The following is a 16,841-nucleotide window of genomic DNA, read 5'->3' on the forward strand; positions in this document are numbered from 1 at the left end:
CGCGGCATCCGCTCGCCGGGCATCCGCGCGCCGGGCATCCGCTCCGCCGTCACAAAACGCCGCCGTTGGCCGCAGAACGCGGCAGCGGAACCGAAGCTGCGCGCCGCAAGCCCTTCGGCTCCCCTGTCACAACACGCGGACGCGACCCGCAGAACGCGACAGCGGAACCGAAGCCGCACGCCGCAAGCCCCTCGGCTCGCCTGTCACAACACGCCGCCACGACCCGCAGAACGCGACAGCCGAGCCGAGCCGACCCGCACGAACCCCGCTCCACTGTCACAACACGCCGCCACGGGCCGCAGAACGCGACAGACGAGCGGCGGGCCCGCCACCGACCCCCGGCCTCAGCGCGGCGCGCGCGCCTCGAGGAACTCGTACACGTCCGTCGTGTCCACCCCGGGAAAGGCGCCCGTCGGCAGCGTCGCCAGCAGCGTGCGCGGGGTGCGGACGTTCGGCCACGACTGGTCACGCCAGGCCGCCTCCAACTCAGCGGGGGGTCGACGGCAGCACGCCTCCACCGAGTGCTTCGACACGCCCCGGTTCGGAGTGTCCCGCCCGATGAACCACTTGGTGTCGTCGAAGCGGACGCCGACGCTGACGGAGTGCGCGCCCTCGCTGGACAGCTCCACGCGGGCGGTGCACCAATACGTGCCGTTGCCCGTGTCGGTGTACTGGTAGTACGGGTTGAAGTGGTCGTCGACGTCGAAGACGACCCGGCTGGTCCATCGCCGGCAGCAGGGCTGCCCTTCGATCGCGCCGAGGCGGTCGGTGGGAAAGTTCACGCCGTCGTTCTCGTACGCCTTCGTGATGGTCCCCGACTCGTGGACCTTGAGGAAATGCACCGGGATACCCAGATGGACGGTCGCGAGATTCGTGAAACGGTGCGCAGCGGTCTCGTACGACACCGAATACGCGTCGCGCAGATCCTCGATCGATACCGCGCGGCGACCCTTGGCCTCCTGCAGGAACGGCACCGCGTGCGCCTCGGGAATCAACAGGGCACCCGTCAGGTAGTTCGTCTCCACGCGCTGACGCAGGAACTCCGCGTAGCTGGTCGGTTCCCGGTGGCCGAGGATGCGGCTGGATAGAGCCTGCAGCACCGCGGTGCGCGGATCCCCCTTGGAAGCGAGCCGACTCGACAGGTAGAGGCGGCCGTTCTTGATGTCGGCGACACTGCGGGTGGTCTGCGGCAGATCGGGCACGTAGTGCAGGGTGAACCCCAGATGAGCGGCGATATCGGATGCCGTCCGCTGCGTCAGCGGGCCGCCGGGGTGATCGACCGCGGCGAGGATCTCCTGCGCCTGGACCTCGAGCTCGGGGAAGTGGTTGTTCTGCGTGCGCATGAGGCGCCGCAGGGCGACGTTGGCGCGCCGTGCCTCTTCGGGGGTGGCGGCGCGCTCGTCGCGCAGCCGTTCGATCTCGCCATGAAGGGTCAGCATGGCGGCGAGCGCCTCGTTCGGCACGGTCTTGCCGATCCGGAACGGCGGGATCCCGAGTGCCTGGAACGTCTGCCCGCGCATCGCCCGCTCCAGCCCGATCTCGAGGGCGGAGCGCTCGTCGAGCGGCTCGGACTCCAGCAGAGCGTCCAGCGTGGTGTCCAGCGCCCGCGCGATGGCCCGCAGCAGCGTCAGCTTGGGCTCGCGGCGTCCGTTCTCGATCATCGACAGCTGACTCGGGGCACGGTCGACGGCCCCCGCCAGCTCGTCGAGGGTCATGCCGCGCTCGGTGCGCACCTGACGGATGCGGCGGCCGATCGTGAGGGAGTCCACCTCTTCATGGTCGAGCAGTTCGGCCTGGTTTCCCCGCGTAGGCATGGTCGTCATGGGCCGATTCTGTCACGAAAGCAGAACTTTGCCGAAACTTCACATCGGTTCTGGCCGGTCTGGCGCCAGAAGTTCACACAGAGTGGAGCCACGACCACCACCGACCGATCCCGAACACGGATCACGGGATGCCGGACCCGCCGCACACGCCGCGTCGGGAACATCTCCTCGGACGCTCAACGAACTCGCTCACAGGAAGACAGGGACATGACACCTGCAACCGCCACCCCGATGCGTACGCGCACGGAGCCCATCCCCACCCGCACCACTGAGCCGTCGATCGAGGTCATCGGCCGCATGGGTCCCCGTTACGAAGAGATCCTCACGCCCGAGGCCGTCGCGTTCCTCACCGAGCTGCACCAGCGGTTCGGTGCCCGCCGGCACGACCGGCTCGCCGATCGCATGCGCCGCCGGTTCGAGATCGGCAACGGTCACGACCCCCGCTTCCGCGACGACACCGCGCACATCCGGGCGGATGCCGAGTGGAGGGTCGCCGGGGCGGGTCCGGGTCTGGAAGACCGCCGCGTCGAGATCACCGGTCCGACCGACCCGAAGATGACGATCAACGCCCTCAACTCGGGCGCCCGAGTGTGGCTCGCCGACCAGGAGGACGCCACCTCCCCCACGTGGAAGAACGTCATCGAGGGACAGCTGTCGCTGCGCGACGCGATCCGCGGCGAGCTGCGGTTCACCAGCCCGGCGTCTGAAACGGCCCCGGGCAAGACCTACGAGGTCACCGCCGAGCGCACCCCCACGATCGTGATGCGCCCTCGCGGCTGGCACCTGAGTGAGGCCCATCTGCAGTTCACGGACCGCTCGGGTCGCACGATGGCGGCGTCCGGCTCGCTCGTCGACTACGGCCTGTACTTCTTCCACAACGCGAAGCAGTTGATCGCGAACGGCCGCGGGCCCTACTTCTACATCGCCAAGCTCGAATCGAGCGAAGAGGCGAAGCTGTGGGACGACGTCTTCTCGTTCAGCGAGCGGTATATCGGCATCCCGCACGGCACGATCCGCGCGACCGTGCTGATCGAGACGCTGCCGGCGGCGTTCGAGATGGAGGAGATCCTGTTCGAGCTGCGCGACCACTGCGCGGGCCTGAACGCCGGTCGCTGGGACTACATCTTCTCGATCATCAAGAACTACCGCGGCCGCGGGGCCAGATTCGTGCTCCCCGATCGCAGCGAGGTCACGATGACCGTGCCGTTCATGCGTGCCTATACCGAGCTGCTGGTGAAGACGTGCCACAAGCGCGGAGCATTCGCGATCGGCGGCATGAGCGCGTTCATCCCGAACCGCCGTGACCCCGAGGTGACGCAGCTCGCGTTCGAGAAGGTCGCCGCTGACAAGAAGCGCGAAGCCGGCGACGGGTTCGACGGCACCTGGGTGGCCCATCCCGATCTCATCCCGACGGCCAAGGCCGAGTTCGACGCGGTGCTCGGTGACCGGCCGAACCAGGTCGACCGCCAGCGCGACGACGTGCAGGTGACGGCATCCGACCTGCTCGATGTGCACATCGGCCGGCCGGTGAGCGCGGCGGGCGTGCGCGCGAACGTGTCGGTGGCGATCCGCTACATCGAGGCGTGGTTGCGCGGGCTGGGCGCGGTCGCGATCGACAACCTCATGGAGGATGCCGCCACCGCGGAGATCTCGCGGTCCCAGGTGTGGCAGTGGATCCACCAGGACCACTCCACCGCCGAGGGCGACCCGATCACCCGCGAGTACATCGAGGGGCTCATCGCTGAGGTGCTGAGCGAGGTCGAGCGCCGCGAGGACGACCGGTACGACGACGCCGCAGAGACCTTCCGCGAGGTGGCCCTGGGCCAGGAGTTCCCCGCGTTCCTGACCCTGGCCGCGTACGCGAAGTTCCTCGTCGAGACGGACTAGCCCTCCCCCTGCGGCTCGCGCGAGCCGATCAACGTGACCAGAGAAGGAATCGAAATGACTCAGTACCAGGACGACATGGATGCCATACGGGCACTCAAGGAGCAGTACGGCTCCAGCTGGAATGCCATCGACCGCGAGTCCGTCGCCCGCATGCGGACGCAGAACCGTTTCAGAACGGGACTCGAGATCGCCCAGTACACGGCCGACATCATGCGCCGCGACATGGCCGAGTACGACGCCGACTCCTCGGTGTACACCCAGTCGCTCGGCGTCTGGCACGGTTTCATCGGGCAGCAGAAGCTCATCTCGATCAAGAAGCATCTGAAGACGACGAGCAAGCGCTATCTTTACCTGTCGGGCTGGATGGTCGCCGCGCTCCGCTCGGAGTTCGGCCCGCTCCCGGACCAGTCGATGCACGAGAAGACGGCGGTGCCCGCCCTCATCGAGGAGCTCTACACCTTCCTCCGTCAGGCTGACGCCCGCGAGCTCGACCTGCTCTTCACGCAGCTGGACGAAGCCCGCACCGCCGGCGATGAGACGGCCGTGGAGTTCATCCAGTCGCAGATCGACAACTACGAGACCCACGTCGTGCCGATCATCGCCGACATCGATGCCGGCTTCGGCAACCCCGAGGCGACCTACCTTCTCGCCAAGAAGATGATCGAGGCGGGCGCGTGCGCCATCCAGATCGAGAACCAGGTGTCCGACGAGAAGCAGTGCGGCCACCAGGACGGCAAGGTCACGGTGCCGCACGAGGACTTCATCGCGAAGCTCAACGCGGTCCGGTACGCGTTCCTCGAACTCGGGATCGACAACGGCATCATCGTCGCCCGCACCGACTCGCTCGGCGCCGGGCTCACGCAGAAGCTCGCCGTCACGAACGAGCCCGGCGACCTGGGCGACCAGTACAACGCGTTCCTCGATGTCGACGAGATCTCGGAGGCGGACCTGGGCAACGGCGACGTCGTCATCAAACGCAACGGCAAGCTGCTGCGCCCGAAGCGTCTGGCCAGCAATCTGTACCGGTTCCGGGCCGGCACCGGCGAAGCCCGTTGCGTGCTCGACTGCATCACCGCGCTGCGCAACGGCGCCGACCTGCTGTGGATCGAGACCGAGAAGCCGCACGTGGAACAGATCGCCGGCATGGTCGACGAGATCCGCAAGGAGATCCCGAACGCGAAGCTCGTCTACAACAACAGCCCGTCGTTCAACTGGACGCTCAGCTTCCGTCAGCAGGCGTACGACCTGCTCGTGCAGGAGGGCGCTGATGTGTCGGCATACGACCGCGCCGAGCTCATGAACGTCGACTACGACGGCACCGAGCTCGCGCAGCTGGCCGACGACAAGATCCGCTCGTTCCAGAAGGACGGCGCGGCCCGCGCCGGGATCTTCCACCACCTCATCACGCTGCCGACCTATCACACGGCCGCCCTGTCGACCGATGATCTGGCCAAGGGCTACTTCGGCGACGAGGGCATGCTCGCCTATGTGAGCGGCGTCCAGCGTCGCGAGATCCGCGAGGGCATCGCCACGGTCAAGCACCAGAACATGGCCGGCAGCGACATCGGCGACAACCACAAGGAGTACTTCGCCGGCGATGCGGCGCTCAAGGCCGGCGGCACGCACAACACGATGAACCAGTTCACCTGAGTTCCATCCGCCGGCCTCCGATGACCCTCTGCTCGCCTGTCACAACACGCCGGTCCGCGGCGCGTCTTGTGACAGGCGAGCGGATGCCGAGTGCCGGCCGCCGCGGAGCCTGATGGCTACGGGTCCTGCGTCCGATCGGCGTGCGCCGCGACCCTGGTGACCAGCGCGGTGAAGAACGCCAGCTCGTCGGTGTTGAGCACGCTCAGTATCTCTCTGATGTCGCGCTCCGCGCTCGGGGCGAGCTCGTCGAAGAGCGTGCGACCCTGTGGAGTCGCCGTCAGCAGATTGCGTCGGGAGTCCTGCGTGTCGCGTTCACCGGTGACGCGCCCCGCCGCGCGCAGCAACTGCACCGCGCGACTGACGTTCATGGCGGTCAGTCCCGTTCTCGAGCAGATCTCGGTCGCCGTGATCCCCGGCGCGGCCACGATCTGGACGAGCGCGCGCCACTCCGCGAGCGATATCGCGTGCTTCTCGGAGTGAAGGCGCAGGAACGGCCGGGTCATCAGCTGGCTCAGCCGGTTGAGCTCTCCGGCCAGCTGCAGTTCAGCCGTCATGCGCACGGGTTGGCCCGCAACCTGTTCACCCATGGTCCCCCGCCGAAACTCCCGTGCCCCGTTCGCGGCCCGGCACGCCGGCTACCGACCTGCCGGGCGCGCGAATCCCATTCGCTCGCGAAGGGTATCGCCGGTGTAGTCCGTCTGGAAGTACCCCCGCTCCTGCAGGAGCGGCACGAGCAGCTCCAGCATCCGATTCATGCCGTCGGGGATGGAAGGCGGGTCGAGGTTGAACCCGTCGCACACGCCTCGATCGAACCAGTCGATCATGTCCCGCGCCACGTCCTCGGCCGAGCCGATGAGGATCCGGTGCCCGCCCGCGCGCGCGAAAGCCACGATCATCTGACGAACGGTCAGTCCTTCCTCCAGCGCCATCCGGCGGAAACTGTGCCACCGCGAGCTGTTCTGGGGGCCCTCGACGAAGCGCTCCGCCGGGATCGACTCCTCGAGGTCGAGGTCGTCGATGCTGATCCCCGCGGCGAACGAGAGACGCCGGCGCCCGGCGACCAGATCGATGAACGACTCCAGCTCCTGCGACAGCTCCTCCGCCTCGCGCGCTGTCCTGCCCACGATCGGAACAACCCCCGGCAGGATCTTGATGCTGCCCGGATCGCGCCCGCTCGTCACGGCCTGCGCACGAACGCGGTCCGAGAACACGCGCATGGACTCCAGATCGGGCTGCGCGGTGTAGATCGCATCCGCCACCGAGGCCCCGAGCTGCAGCCCGGCCGGTGACTGACCGGCCTGGAAGAGCACCGGATGCCCCTGCGGAGACCGGGGCATGTTCAGCGCCCCTTTCACGCTGAAGTGCTCACCCTCGTAGTCGATGTCGCGGATCTTGCTGATGTCCGCCCACTGACCGGACACGCGGTCGTTCAGGACGGCGTCATCCGACCAGCTGTCCCAGAGCTTCAGCGCCACGTCCACGAACTCCTGTGCACGCCGATACCGGGCCTCGGGCGAGGGCATCTCGGACTGCCCGAAATTCTGGTACCCGCCGAAGAGCGAGGTGACGATGTTCCATCCCACCCGGCCCCCGCTGAGGCGATCGAGACCGGTGAGCTGACGCGCGACGTTGTACGGCTCCGAGAACGTCGTCGACACCGATCCCACCAGGCCGATCTTGTCGGTCGCTCCGATCAGCGCGCCCATCGACGAGATCGGTTCGTAAAGGCCCGTGTTGCGGATGTTGTTGTCGCGGATCGTGCCGACGTCCACGCCGTCACCGAAGAACACGGCGTGGAGCTTGGCGCGCTCCGCCGCGGTGGCCATGTCGGCGATCAGCGACAGTTCGCCGATCTCCTCGGACCGGCTCCGCGGATCGCGCCAGCTGTCCATCTGAAAGCCGGAGGACAGCATGAACATGGTCAGAACCATCTGGCCGCGTGGTGTCGACACGGTGGACCCCTTTCGTACGGCGGAAGTCCGCGCGCTTCGTTGAGACAGTAACATCCGTTTCCTTTTCACGAACGGTGCGCGATCGAGTGCGTGCCCGCGAATGCCGCGTTTTTCGTCGTTTTTCGCGCGAATCGATATCGAAGACGACGAGAGGCCGCGGGCATTATTGCCTCTGTTTCGTTATTTGTTTTCCGGCTTCGCCGTCGCATCCCCCTGACGGCCCGAACCCGCGCGCCGAAACAGTTTCCGCACTGTGGAAGCGCTCGTCAGGCGGGCCTCGAGGGGGTGCGAGCATCAGACGTCTGCGGCGCGAAGTCGAGCCGCAGAGCATTTCGAAGGAGAAATCGACCGATGCTGCTCTTGCCCCCACGACAGCGATTCACGAACGGAGCACACCGCTGATGGCGTTCCTGAAACATCTCGGCAAGATCCTCTTCTCGTCGCTCATCCTGCTGGTCGTCGTCATCACGATCCTGTTCCTCCTGCTGGAGATCGCCCCGGGCGACCCGATCCAGACGCTCGTCGGCGATGTGCCGATCTCGGAGGCGCTGCGTCAGCAGATCTACGCCACCTTCGGCCTCGACAAGCCCCTGTGGGAGCGCTACTTCATCTACATGGGCAACGTGCTCACCGGAAATCTCGGCGTCTCGTTCGGCACCGAGGTACCGGTCACCCAGTTGATCGGCGAGCGCATCGGCAACACGCTGGCCCTGGCCATCCCGTCGTTCATCCTCTCGACGATCGGCGCGGTCATCATCGGCGCCATCGCCGCCAAGACCCGCAAGCGGTGGCTCGACAGCCTGCTCTCGGGCAGCTCGGTCGCGCTCTTCTCGCTGCCGAACTTCTGGCTCGGCCTCATGCTCATCATCGTCTTCTCGGTCACGCTCGGGTGGCTGCCCGTGCAGGGCAAGGCGCCGTACGGCGTCGAGGGCATCGAGATCCAGTACATGATCCTGCCGCTGATCACGATGGCCACCGCTGAACTCGCCTTCAAGGCCCGCATCATGCGCGCATCGATGATCGAGTCGCTGGGTCAGGACTTCATGGACACGGCGCGCTCCAAAGGCCTCAGCGAGCGTCAGGCGCTGTGGCGCCACGCCCTGCCCAACGCGCTCCTGCCGATGGTGACTGTCGCCGGACTCAGCCTCGCTCACATCCTCGCCGGCTCGGTGCTGGTGGAGAAGGTCTTCGGGTGGCCGGGCATGGGCCTGCTCTTCATCGGCGCGATCGAACGGCAGGACACCTTCCTGGTACTCGGGATCGTCATCGTGCTGACCATCACCATCCTCATCGTGAACATCGTGACCGATGTGGTCTACGGCCTCGTCGATCCGCGACTCCGCAGTCAAGTCAAGCGTCCCGTCAGGAGCGAATCGTGAGCGTCCAGCAGCAGTCCCGACAGGCAGCAGACCCGACGCCGGCGCCACCGGCACGCGCGGCCCGGCGTCCGCGCAACCCGGACTCCGTGCTGCGGATGTACTTCCGCAAGCCGATCGTGCGGATCTTCATGCCGATCCTGCTGTTCATGATCGTCGCGTCGCTGATCGGCCCGCTGCTGACCGGGAACCCGTTCGCCACGAACAATCCGCCCTTCATCCCGCCCGATGCCGAGTTCCCGCTCGGCACCGACAACCTGGGCCGCGACTATCTGGCACGCGTGCTCATGGGCGGTCAGGTCTCGCTGCTGGTGGGTTTCAGCGTCGCGCTCCTGTGTCTGACCCTCGCGCTGGTCGTGGGCGGCATCGCCGGCTTCTACGGCGGCTTCATGGACACGATCCTGGTGAAGATCTCCGAGTTCTTCCAGGTGATCCCCGGCATCATCCTCGCCCTGGTGGCCGCATCGATCCTCGGGACCAACGTCGCCATCATCGTGGTGATCCTGGCCCTGACGATGTGGCCCGGCGTGGCCCGCATCGTGCGGGCCGAAGCGATGCGCATCTCCCAACTGGGCTATGTCGAATCCCAGCGTGCCGCGGGCTTCTCGAGCCTGCGCATCCTGTGGTCCGATGTCCTGCCCAACGCGATGCCTCCCGTGCTGGTGGCGACGACCATGACCGTGGCCCGCGCGATCCTCGCCGAGTCCGGGCTGTCCTTCCTCGGCATCGGCGACGCGAACCGGCCGAGCTGGGGGGCGCTGCTGAACCAGGCGCAGCCGTACATCTCCACGGCATGGTGGCTGGCGTTCTTCCCCGGCCTGTGCATCTTCCTCGTCGTCCTGGCCATCAATCTCCTCGGCGACGCCCTCAACGACGCACTCAACCCGTCGATCGGAAGGGTGAAATGACCACCGCCATCGGAAACATCGACATCCAGCAGGAGGAACGGAAGGATGCCGCACCCCGGGCGTCCGATTCATCCGCCTTCCTGACCGTCACCGACCTGGAGGTGCACCTGCCGACCGGACCCCGCAAGGAGATCCGAGCGGTGCACTCGGTCAGCCTCGAAGTCCATCGCGGCGAGCGCGTCGGCATCGTCGGCGAGTCCGGGTCAGGCAAGTCCGTCACCGGCCGCGCCATCGCCGGCCTGCTGCCGACGAACCCGCGCGTGCGGGTCGCCGGGTCTATCCGCTTCGACGGCCGCGAGATGGTCGGCGCACCCGCGCGGGCCTGGGACGAGATCCGCTCGCGCTCCGTGGGCATGATCTTCCAGGACCCGCTGACGTTCCTGAATCCGGTCATGAAGGTAGGTGCGCAGGTGCGGGAGGCGGTCGATCCGGCTTCGCGCTCCGGCCGCGACGCGTCCGGAGACCCCGAGGCCATCCGGTTCCTGCAGCTTGCGGGGCTGGCCGATGCGGCAGAGCTCGCCCGCCGCTTTCCGCACGAACTCAGTGGCGGCCAGCGGCAACGTGTGCTGATCGCGATCGCGATCGCCAAGCAACCGGACCTCATCCTCGCCGATGAGCCGACGACGGCGCTGGATGCCACGGTGCAGCGCAAGGTGCTGCGCACGCTCGACGAGACGGTCGCCAAGCTGGGCACCTCGCTCATCCTCATCTCGCACGACCTGGCGGTCGTGGCCAGCATGACCGACACGATCTATGTCATGTACGCCGGTCGCGTCGTCGAATCGGGTCCGACCCGCCGCGTCCTGGAGTCCCCGCAGCACCTGTACACGCAGGCGCTGCTGCGCAGTGTCCGCAGCCTCACCGACGAAGGCGTGGACCTGTGGTCGATCCCGCCGGAGATGCGCCGCGAGATCGACGAACTCGTCCAGAGCGGAGCAACCTCATGATCGAAGTCACCAACGCGTCGAAGGTGTTCCGGTCGCGCCGCGGCGGAGCACCGGTCAATGCCGTCGTCGACGCCAACCTGACCGCTCAGCGCGGCGAGTTCGTCGCCATCGTCGGCGAGAGCGGATCCGGCAAGAGCACGCTGGCGCGGATGCTGCTGGGCCTGATCCCGGCGACGTCCGGCAGCATCACCATCAACGGGATCAACGTCGACCAGATGAACGCCGCACAGCGCAAGGACTACCGCCGGACAGTCCAGGCCGTGCTCCAGGATCCATCGGGATCGCTCAACCCCCGCAAGACCGTCGGACGCACGATCGGCGAGATCGTCCGTCTGCACTCGATCGCCCGCGGCCGCGACGAGGTGCACGCGAAGGTGCTCGAGGCCCTCGAACTGGTGGGCCTCTCCCCCGCAGAGCCCTTCATCCACCGATTCCCCCAGGAGCTCAGCGGCGGACAGCGGCAGCGCGTGCTCATCGCCCGCGCGATCGTGCTGAACCCGCAGATCATCGTCGCGGACGAGGCGGTCTCCGCCCTCGACGCGTCGGTCAAGGCCGGGGTCCTCCGGCTGATGAACGGCCTCACCGAGCGGCTCGGCGTCGGCTACGTCTTCATCACCCACGACCTGCCGGTGGTCAAGAAGGTCGCCGACCGCGTCTACGTGATGAAGGACGGCGCGATCGTCGAGTCCGGTCCCACCCGGCAGATCTTCGATGACCCGCAACACCCCTACACGCAGAGTCTGCTGGCCTCCGAGCTCGTCTTGGAGTCCGTCCTCTGACCGGACATCCGATCGGTCATTCCTGAAAAACCACCGCGTCCGGCGCGATCAGCGCCCGAAGCTACAGAGAGGTAGTCCCATGAAGACCAAGCGCACGACCCGATTCGCCGCAATCGCGGCGCTCGCGTCCGCCGCCCTGCTGGTCGCCGGCTGTTCGTCCAGCGCAGCGCCGACCGAATCAGCGAAGCCCGCGACCCCGAGCGTCTACATCGACGCGATCGTAGCCGACCCGATCAGCTTCAACCCGCAGATCACGAACTCGCCCGTCACGCTGGCGTTCGGTGTCGCCGTGTTCGACCCGCTGGTCTACATCGACGACGAGTCCGAGATCCACCCGATGCTCGCGAAGTCGTGGAAGTTCAGCGACGACAAGCGGACCCTGACCTTCGAGCTCGAAGAGGGCGTCACCTGGCACGACGGCGAGCCCTTCACCTCCGAGGATGTGAAGTTCAACTTCGACGAGATCATGGCTTTCCAGACGTACGGCGCCTCGCTGGTCAAGTCCATCGACTCCGTCGAGGCCCCGGACGACACCACCGTCGTGCTGAAGCTCAACTCCGAGTTCGGACCGTTCCTCGAGACCCTCTCCCAGCAGGTGATCATCCCGAAGCACCTCTACGAGGGCACGGACTACGTGACCAACCCCGCCAACATGGCGCCGATCGGCACCGGTCCGATGAAGTTCGAGTCGTTCTCATCGGGCGCCGAGGTCATCCTGGTCAAGAACGAGGACTACTGGCGCGGCGACGTCAAGGTCGACAAGGCGATCTACCCGGTCATGGCCGACACCAACACGCGCGCGCTGGCACTGATCTCGGGTGAGCTCGACAAGGCCACCATCGACGCGTCCCAGCTCGACCAGATCGAGGGCAAGCCCGAGCTGGCGCACCTCGAGGAGGGTTACTTCGCCCAGGCGGTCGTCGTGGAGATGAACACCAAGAACGAGTACCTGGCAGACCCTGCCGTGCGCGCGCTGGTCTTCTCGGCACTGGACCGCCAGGCGTTCGCGGACGTGGCCATCGCCGGCTACGGCGAGCCCGCCGACGGCTTCTTCCCGAGCACCATGGCGTGGGCCAAGGACGAGAGCATCGACTTCGACAAGGACTTCCCGCACGACGTGAAGGCGATCAACAAGGGCCTCGACAAGGCCGGGTTCCCCGTCGGCGCCGATGGCGTCCGCTTCACCCTGAACGTGAAGTTCATCCAGGAGCTGACGGACACGGTTGCGATGGCGTCCCAGGCGAAGTCGATGCTGGCGGATGTCGGAATCGGCGTCAACCTCGAAGCAGTCACGTCGGCGATCTTCACCGACCAGATCTACGTGCAGAACAACTTCGATCTGGCCTTCCTGCGCACCACGGTCTCGGCCGACCCCGGTCTGGGCATCTCCCGCTGGTATGCCTGCAACCCGGACCACATGTCGGCGCGCAACCCGTCGGGGATCTGCGACGCCGAGATCGACGCGGCCGTCGCCGGAGCGAACTCGACCACGGCTCGCGAAGAGCGTGGCGAGTACTTCCGCGACATGCAGCAGCGTGCGAAGGACCTGATCTTCTTCGCCCCGCTGGTGTGGACCAACGCCGGGTTCCCCACGGTCAACACGACCCGCTGGGACGGTCTGACCGAGCTCGCTGAGGGGACCCCTAGCGGCAACCTCAACTGGCTCACCATGAAGTGGAAGGGCTGATCCTCGGGGTTTGACTCCTGACGGACGCACTGCGTGCTGGGGTTCCGCGTCGCGGAATCCCAGCACGCAGCAGCACGGCAGCCGCGCGATAGTCGTAATGCTTGGACAGAAAGGTTTTCACAATGACCGCTGAGATCATCGACCCGACACAGCACTTCCACGCGAGCAGCGCGGTGACGCCGACGGATGCCGCGCGTCCCGAGACCCTCGCCGGGCTTCGCATCGGCCTGCTCGGCAACACCAAACGCAATGCCGACAGCATCCTGGACGCGATCGGCAGCAGGCTCGCCGATCGTCACACCGAGGTCGCACTCATCCCCCGCACCAAGACCCAATTCGCCATGCCGCTGCCGGTCGAACTCGTCGAAGAGCTCATCCGGGACTGCGACGTGGTCGTCATCGGCGTCGGTGACTGCGGATCCTGCAGCGCGTCGGCGGTTGCGGACGCCATCACACTCGAGAACGTCGGCCTCCCCACCGCCGTGATCTGCACCGACGCCTTCGTCCAGCCCTCCTCCGCGATGGCGGGACTCAAAGGCGCCCCGGACTTCCCCTACCTCCTGACGGCCCACCCGATCGCGAACCTCACCGCCGAAGGCATCGAGGAGCGCGGCGAGCAGCTGGCGACGCAGGTCGAGGCCCGCTTGGTCGGCTCGGCACGGGCCGTGGCTGCAGCGTGAGCGAACACATCGCCGTGACCCTCGATCCCGACGTCGCAACCGGTGTGGCCGAGGAGATCTACGGACGCGGCTGGACCGACGGTCTTCCGGCGCTGCCGGCGACGGAGGAATCGGTGCAGCGCTTCCTCGCGACGACGCAGCGCGCCGAAGACGAGGTGGCGGCCCACCACCCCCAGCTCGAACGCCACGTGACCGTCCGCGACGTCGCCGTCAGCGCCGTCATGGCGGGGTGCCTCCCCGAGTACTTCCCCGTCGTCCTCGCCGCGTGGGACGCCCTCTCCGCCGAACGCGCCGCCCTCGGCGGTGGTTGGCAGTCCACGAGCGGCCCCGGCCCGCTCATCATCGTCAACGGCCCGATCCGGCATCAGCTGGGCATCAATTCCGAAGGCGGCGTCCTCGGCCCCGGCTTCCGTGCGAACGCGACGATCCCCCGCGCGATCGGCCTCACCGTCCGCAACGGTTTCGGCATCCGTCCGCGCGAGTTGGAGCAGGCCACCGTCGGCACCGTCGGACGCTGGCAGCTGTGCATCGGCGAGAACGAGGAAGCGAGCCCGTGGGAGCCGCTCTCGGAGGAAGCCGGGGTGGAGCCGGGCGTCAGCGCCGTGGCCGCAACCCTCGTGCGCACCTTCGAGGTCGTCGACAACCGCAGCTTCACCTCCGCCGAAGAGGTCCTGGCGGACTTCGTCGACACCATTCAGCGCTCCGGCGCCCTCATCGGGCGCCACAGCCCGACCGGCATCCTGCTCAACCCGGCGCATGCGCAGCTGTTCGCCGGCGCCGGCATGAGCAAGCAGGACGTCCGTGAGTGGATCGTGGCCCGCGCCGGCCGCACCGAGGCCGAACTGCAGGCGGTCGGCAAGGGACTCAGCCATCTCCCTGGCGGACCGTTCGCTGCCGACCACCGCCACCCGACCTTGGCGGACGCGAAGCCCGCCACCCTTCCGATCATCGTGGCCGGCACGTCGAACGCGGCGATGTCGATGGTGTTCCGCGTTCTCGGCCTCTGGTCGGGCCGCTCGTTCCCCGTACGCTGATCCCCCTCCTCCCCCCTGGCAGAAAGGCCTGAACCCATGACCGACACCACCGCTGAGAAGTGGCCCGTCCCCGTTACCGATCCCCTGGCCGCCGCCGCGGAGCCTTGGCTCACCGGCAAGGTCGCACTCGTTGTCGGTGGCGGGCTGAGCGGCCCCGAGGGCGGCATCGGCTTCGCCATCGCCTGGCTGTGCGCGCAGAACGGCGCTGTCGTCGCGGTTCTGGACCGCGACGCTGCCGCCGGAGCCCGCACCGTCGATGCGATCCGCGAGGCCGGCGGGCAGGCGGAGCACTTCTCGGTCGACGTCACCGACGACGATTCCGTCGAGCAGGCCATCAGCGCCGCGGCGGCGCGGTTCGGATCCTTCGATGTCGTCGCCGACACGATCGGCGGCACCGGCGTGCAGCCGATGTTCGACGCCACGCTGGAGCAGTTCGAACAGGCCATGAAGCTCAACTTCACCGCCGTCTGGTACGTCCTGCGCCACGCGCAGAAGCACATGGACCGGGGCTCCGCGATCGTCACGATCTCCTCCTCGGCCGCCGAGGGACGCGGACCGGGTATGCCGTACTCCTTCGGCAAGTCCGCGCTGGAGAAGCTGACCACCGGAGCTGCCGGCAGCCTCGCACCCCGCGGCATCCGGGTCAACTGCGTCCGGGTCGGCATGATCTGGGGCGCGTTCGCTGCTCGCGGTATGAGCGAAGAACAGCGCGCCGTCCGGGCGGACAACGTCATCCTCCGCACCGAGGGCAACAACTGGGACATCGCTCGCGCGGCGTTCTACTTCCTCACCGATCAGGCCCGCTGGGTCACGGGGCAGACGCTCGCGGTCGACGGCGGCGGATTCCGCATGGCACCGTCAGGGGCAGCGGGCTCGAACCTCAAGTAGCCGCTCGCATCCACGACAGCAGCCTCCGCGCGATCGCGCGGAGGCTGCTGTCGTGGCGAACGCCCTGAATCAGGCGAAACCTGCGTGGCGGCGGTTGAATTCGATGGTGCGCGGATCCAGCGGGGCGGGCTTCTCGGCGAGCGCGCGCGACATGCGATTGGCCGCAGCGCGAACGTGGTCGGCGAGGCGATTGGGGTCGCTCTCGCCGAGCAGGTAGACCACGCCGACCGCGGCATCCACCACGCCTTCGGCATTCACGATCGGCGCGGCGATCGACCCCGCACGCATCGTCACGAACTGGCTGCCGATCGCGAACCCTTGGCGCCGCACGATCTTGAGGCTCTCCCGAAGGGTCTGCTCATCGCGGATCGTCTTCGGCGTGTACACCTTCATCGGCTCGCGCACGTACTCGTCGACGACCTCCGAGGCGGAATGGGCGAGCAGAACGAGTCCGGTCGCCGTCGCGTGCAACCGCATGCGGCCGCCGATCTTGTTCTCACCCGTGTAGTTCGGATGCGCACGCAGTGCTTCCAGATAAACCACGTCCGCACCGTCGCGGGCGGCGAGGTGCACGGTCAAACCGGTGTAGCGGTGCAGGTCGACCAGATGCGGCAGCACCATTTCACGAAGCCGGAGTGCGTCCGTCGAGGCGGAGGCCAGGTCGAGGATCTTGCGCCCCAGCCGATAGCGCCCATCGCAGTCCTGCTCGAGACCGCCCCACTCCAGCACTTCTTTCGCGAGCCGGTGAGTGGTGGTCAGCGAGAGGTCCGCGTACCGGCTGATCTCGGAGAGATTCAGCGAGCCGCCGCCCCGAGAGAACGCACCCAGCAGTGCCAGGACGCGTGCGGCCGCCGTCCGCTTGGCCGACGGGTCGGCAGGGGTCTCATCCATAGGTCTGTCCTCCGTGGTCCTGGAGCGTCAGCCATGACGCACCGCCGGGCGAACATGAGCGCGAACTTCCGCAACCGCGGAGCTGCTCAAAACGTCCGGGTGTACCTGCTGGTGCCTTCCAATATCGAACACCTGCGGGGTAAGGGGAACGCGACTTTCACCTGATGGGAAGCATTCGCCCGACCTTGTTTTCAGGCTAACTGAATGTGTTACGTTCGTCGAGCAGCGTAAGCCGTTGCACCCCCTTCAGGCCAAAAGATCTTGAGGGATTACGAGGCGTCGCAACGACCGCTCGGATCTCTCGATCGCGTGGGACGCCATCCCCTTCAGCAACGAAGC

The 16,841-nt window shown here is 67.1% G+C and carries 14 protein-coding genes; 10 read left to right on the forward strand and 4 right to left on the reverse strand.

The features are described 5' to 3' along the window. Window positions 1-344: 344 nt before the first annotated feature. Window positions 345-1,814, reverse strand: a complete 1,470-nt coding sequence (locus ABD655_RS14455; protein WP_344715876.1) for a helix-turn-helix domain-containing protein — start codon at window positions 1,812-1,814, stop codon at window positions 345-347. A gap of 240 nt (window positions 1,815-2,054) precedes the next feature. Here ABD655_RS14455 and aceB point away from each other — a divergent pair, with 240 nt between their 5' ends. Further along, window positions 2,055-3,710: a malate synthase A gene (gene aceB / locus ABD655_RS14460; RefSeq protein WP_344715879.1), complete on the forward strand. Its 1,656-nt coding sequence runs from the start codon at window positions 2,055-2,057 to the stop codon at window positions 3,708-3,710. Window positions 3,711-3,764: 54 nt separating this feature from the next. Then, on the forward strand, window positions 3,765-5,360 hold the full coding sequence (locus ABD655_RS14465) for an isocitrate lyase (RefSeq protein WP_344714997.1): 1,596 nt from the start codon (window positions 3,765-3,767) through the stop codon (window positions 5,358-5,360). A gap of 116 nt (window positions 5,361-5,476) precedes the next feature. Here the strand turns inward: ABD655_RS14465 and ABD655_RS14470 are convergent, their stop codons facing one another. Then, window positions 5,477-5,914 carry a MarR family winged helix-turn-helix transcriptional regulator gene (locus ABD655_RS14470; protein WP_344714998.1) on the reverse strand — a complete coding sequence of 146 codons (438 nt, stop codon included), beginning with the start codon at window positions 5,912-5,914 and terminating at the stop codon, window positions 5,477-5,479. Between the two features lie 81 nt (window positions 5,915-5,995). After that, a complete protein-coding gene (locus tag ABD655_RS14475; protein WP_344714999.1) occupies window positions 5,996-7,312 on the reverse strand; it encodes an NtaA/DmoA family FMN-dependent monooxygenase in 1,317 nt (438 codons plus the stop codon). Between the two features lie 401 nt (window positions 7,313-7,713). Here ABD655_RS14475 and ABD655_RS14480 point away from each other — a divergent pair, with 401 nt between their 5' ends. The 8 genes from ABD655_RS14480 to ABD655_RS14515 all read left to right on the forward strand — a co-directional run bounded on the left by ABD655_RS14480 (window position 7,714) and on the right by ABD655_RS14515 (window position 15,611). Then, window positions 7,714-8,691 carry an ABC transporter permease gene (locus tag ABD655_RS14480; RefSeq protein ID WP_344715000.1) on the forward strand — a complete coding sequence of 326 codons (978 nt, stop codon included), beginning with the start codon at window positions 7,714-7,716 and terminating at the stop codon, window positions 8,689-8,691. After that, entirely contained in the window at window positions 8,688-9,596 is a 909-nt protein-coding gene (locus ABD655_RS14485) for an ABC transporter permease (RefSeq protein WP_344715001.1), read from the forward strand. The genes ABD655_RS14480 and ABD655_RS14485 overlap by 4 nt, the downstream gene beginning before the upstream one ends. Continuing rightward, window positions 9,593-10,543 carry an ABC transporter ATP-binding protein gene (locus ABD655_RS14490; protein ID WP_344715002.1) on the forward strand — a complete coding sequence of 317 codons (951 nt, stop codon included), beginning with the start codon at window positions 9,593-9,595 and terminating at the stop codon, window positions 10,541-10,543. Before ABD655_RS14485 ends, ABD655_RS14490 begins: the two co-directional genes overlap by 4 nt. Then, a complete protein-coding gene (locus ABD655_RS14495; protein WP_344715003.1) occupies window positions 10,540-11,322 on the forward strand; it encodes an ABC transporter ATP-binding protein in 783 nt (260 codons plus the stop codon). Before ABD655_RS14490 ends, ABD655_RS14495 begins: the two co-directional genes overlap by 4 nt. Window positions 11,323-11,401: 79 nt before the next feature. Next, entirely contained in the window at window positions 11,402-13,009 is a 1,608-nt protein-coding gene (locus ABD655_RS14500) for an ABC transporter substrate-binding protein (RefSeq protein WP_344715004.1), read from the forward strand. 122 nt (window positions 13,010-13,131) lie between these two features. Next, entirely contained in the window at window positions 13,132-13,689 is a 558-nt protein-coding gene (locus tag ABD655_RS14505; protein WP_344715005.1) for a UGSC family (seleno)protein, read from the forward strand. After that, complete coding sequence (locus ABD655_RS14510) at window positions 13,686-14,723, forward strand: hypothetical protein (protein ID WP_344715006.1); 1,038 nt, start codon at window positions 13,686-13,688, stop codon at window positions 14,721-14,723. The genes ABD655_RS14505 and ABD655_RS14510 overlap by 4 nt, the downstream gene beginning before the upstream one ends. Before the next feature lie 36 nt (window positions 14,724-14,759). Continuing rightward, window positions 14,760-15,611, forward strand: coding sequence for an SDR family NAD(P)-dependent oxidoreductase (locus ABD655_RS14515; RefSeq protein WP_344715007.1), 852 nt, complete (start codon window positions 14,760-14,762; stop codon window positions 15,609-15,611). A 69-nt stretch (window positions 15,612-15,680) separates the two neighbouring features. On the opposite strand, the gene ABD655_RS14520 is transcribed toward ABD655_RS14515, so the two are convergent. Continuing rightward, window positions 15,681-16,502: an IclR family transcriptional regulator gene (locus ABD655_RS14520; protein WP_344715008.1), complete on the reverse strand. Its 822-nt coding sequence runs from the start codon at window positions 16,500-16,502 to the stop codon at window positions 15,681-15,683. Window positions 16,503-16,841: the final 339 nt, after the last annotated feature.

Origin of the sequence: Microbacterium terregens (genome assembly GCF_039534975.1) — a bacterium.
Lineage (GTDB): Bacteria > Actinomycetota > Actinomycetes > Actinomycetales > Microbacteriaceae > Microbacterium > Microbacterium terregens.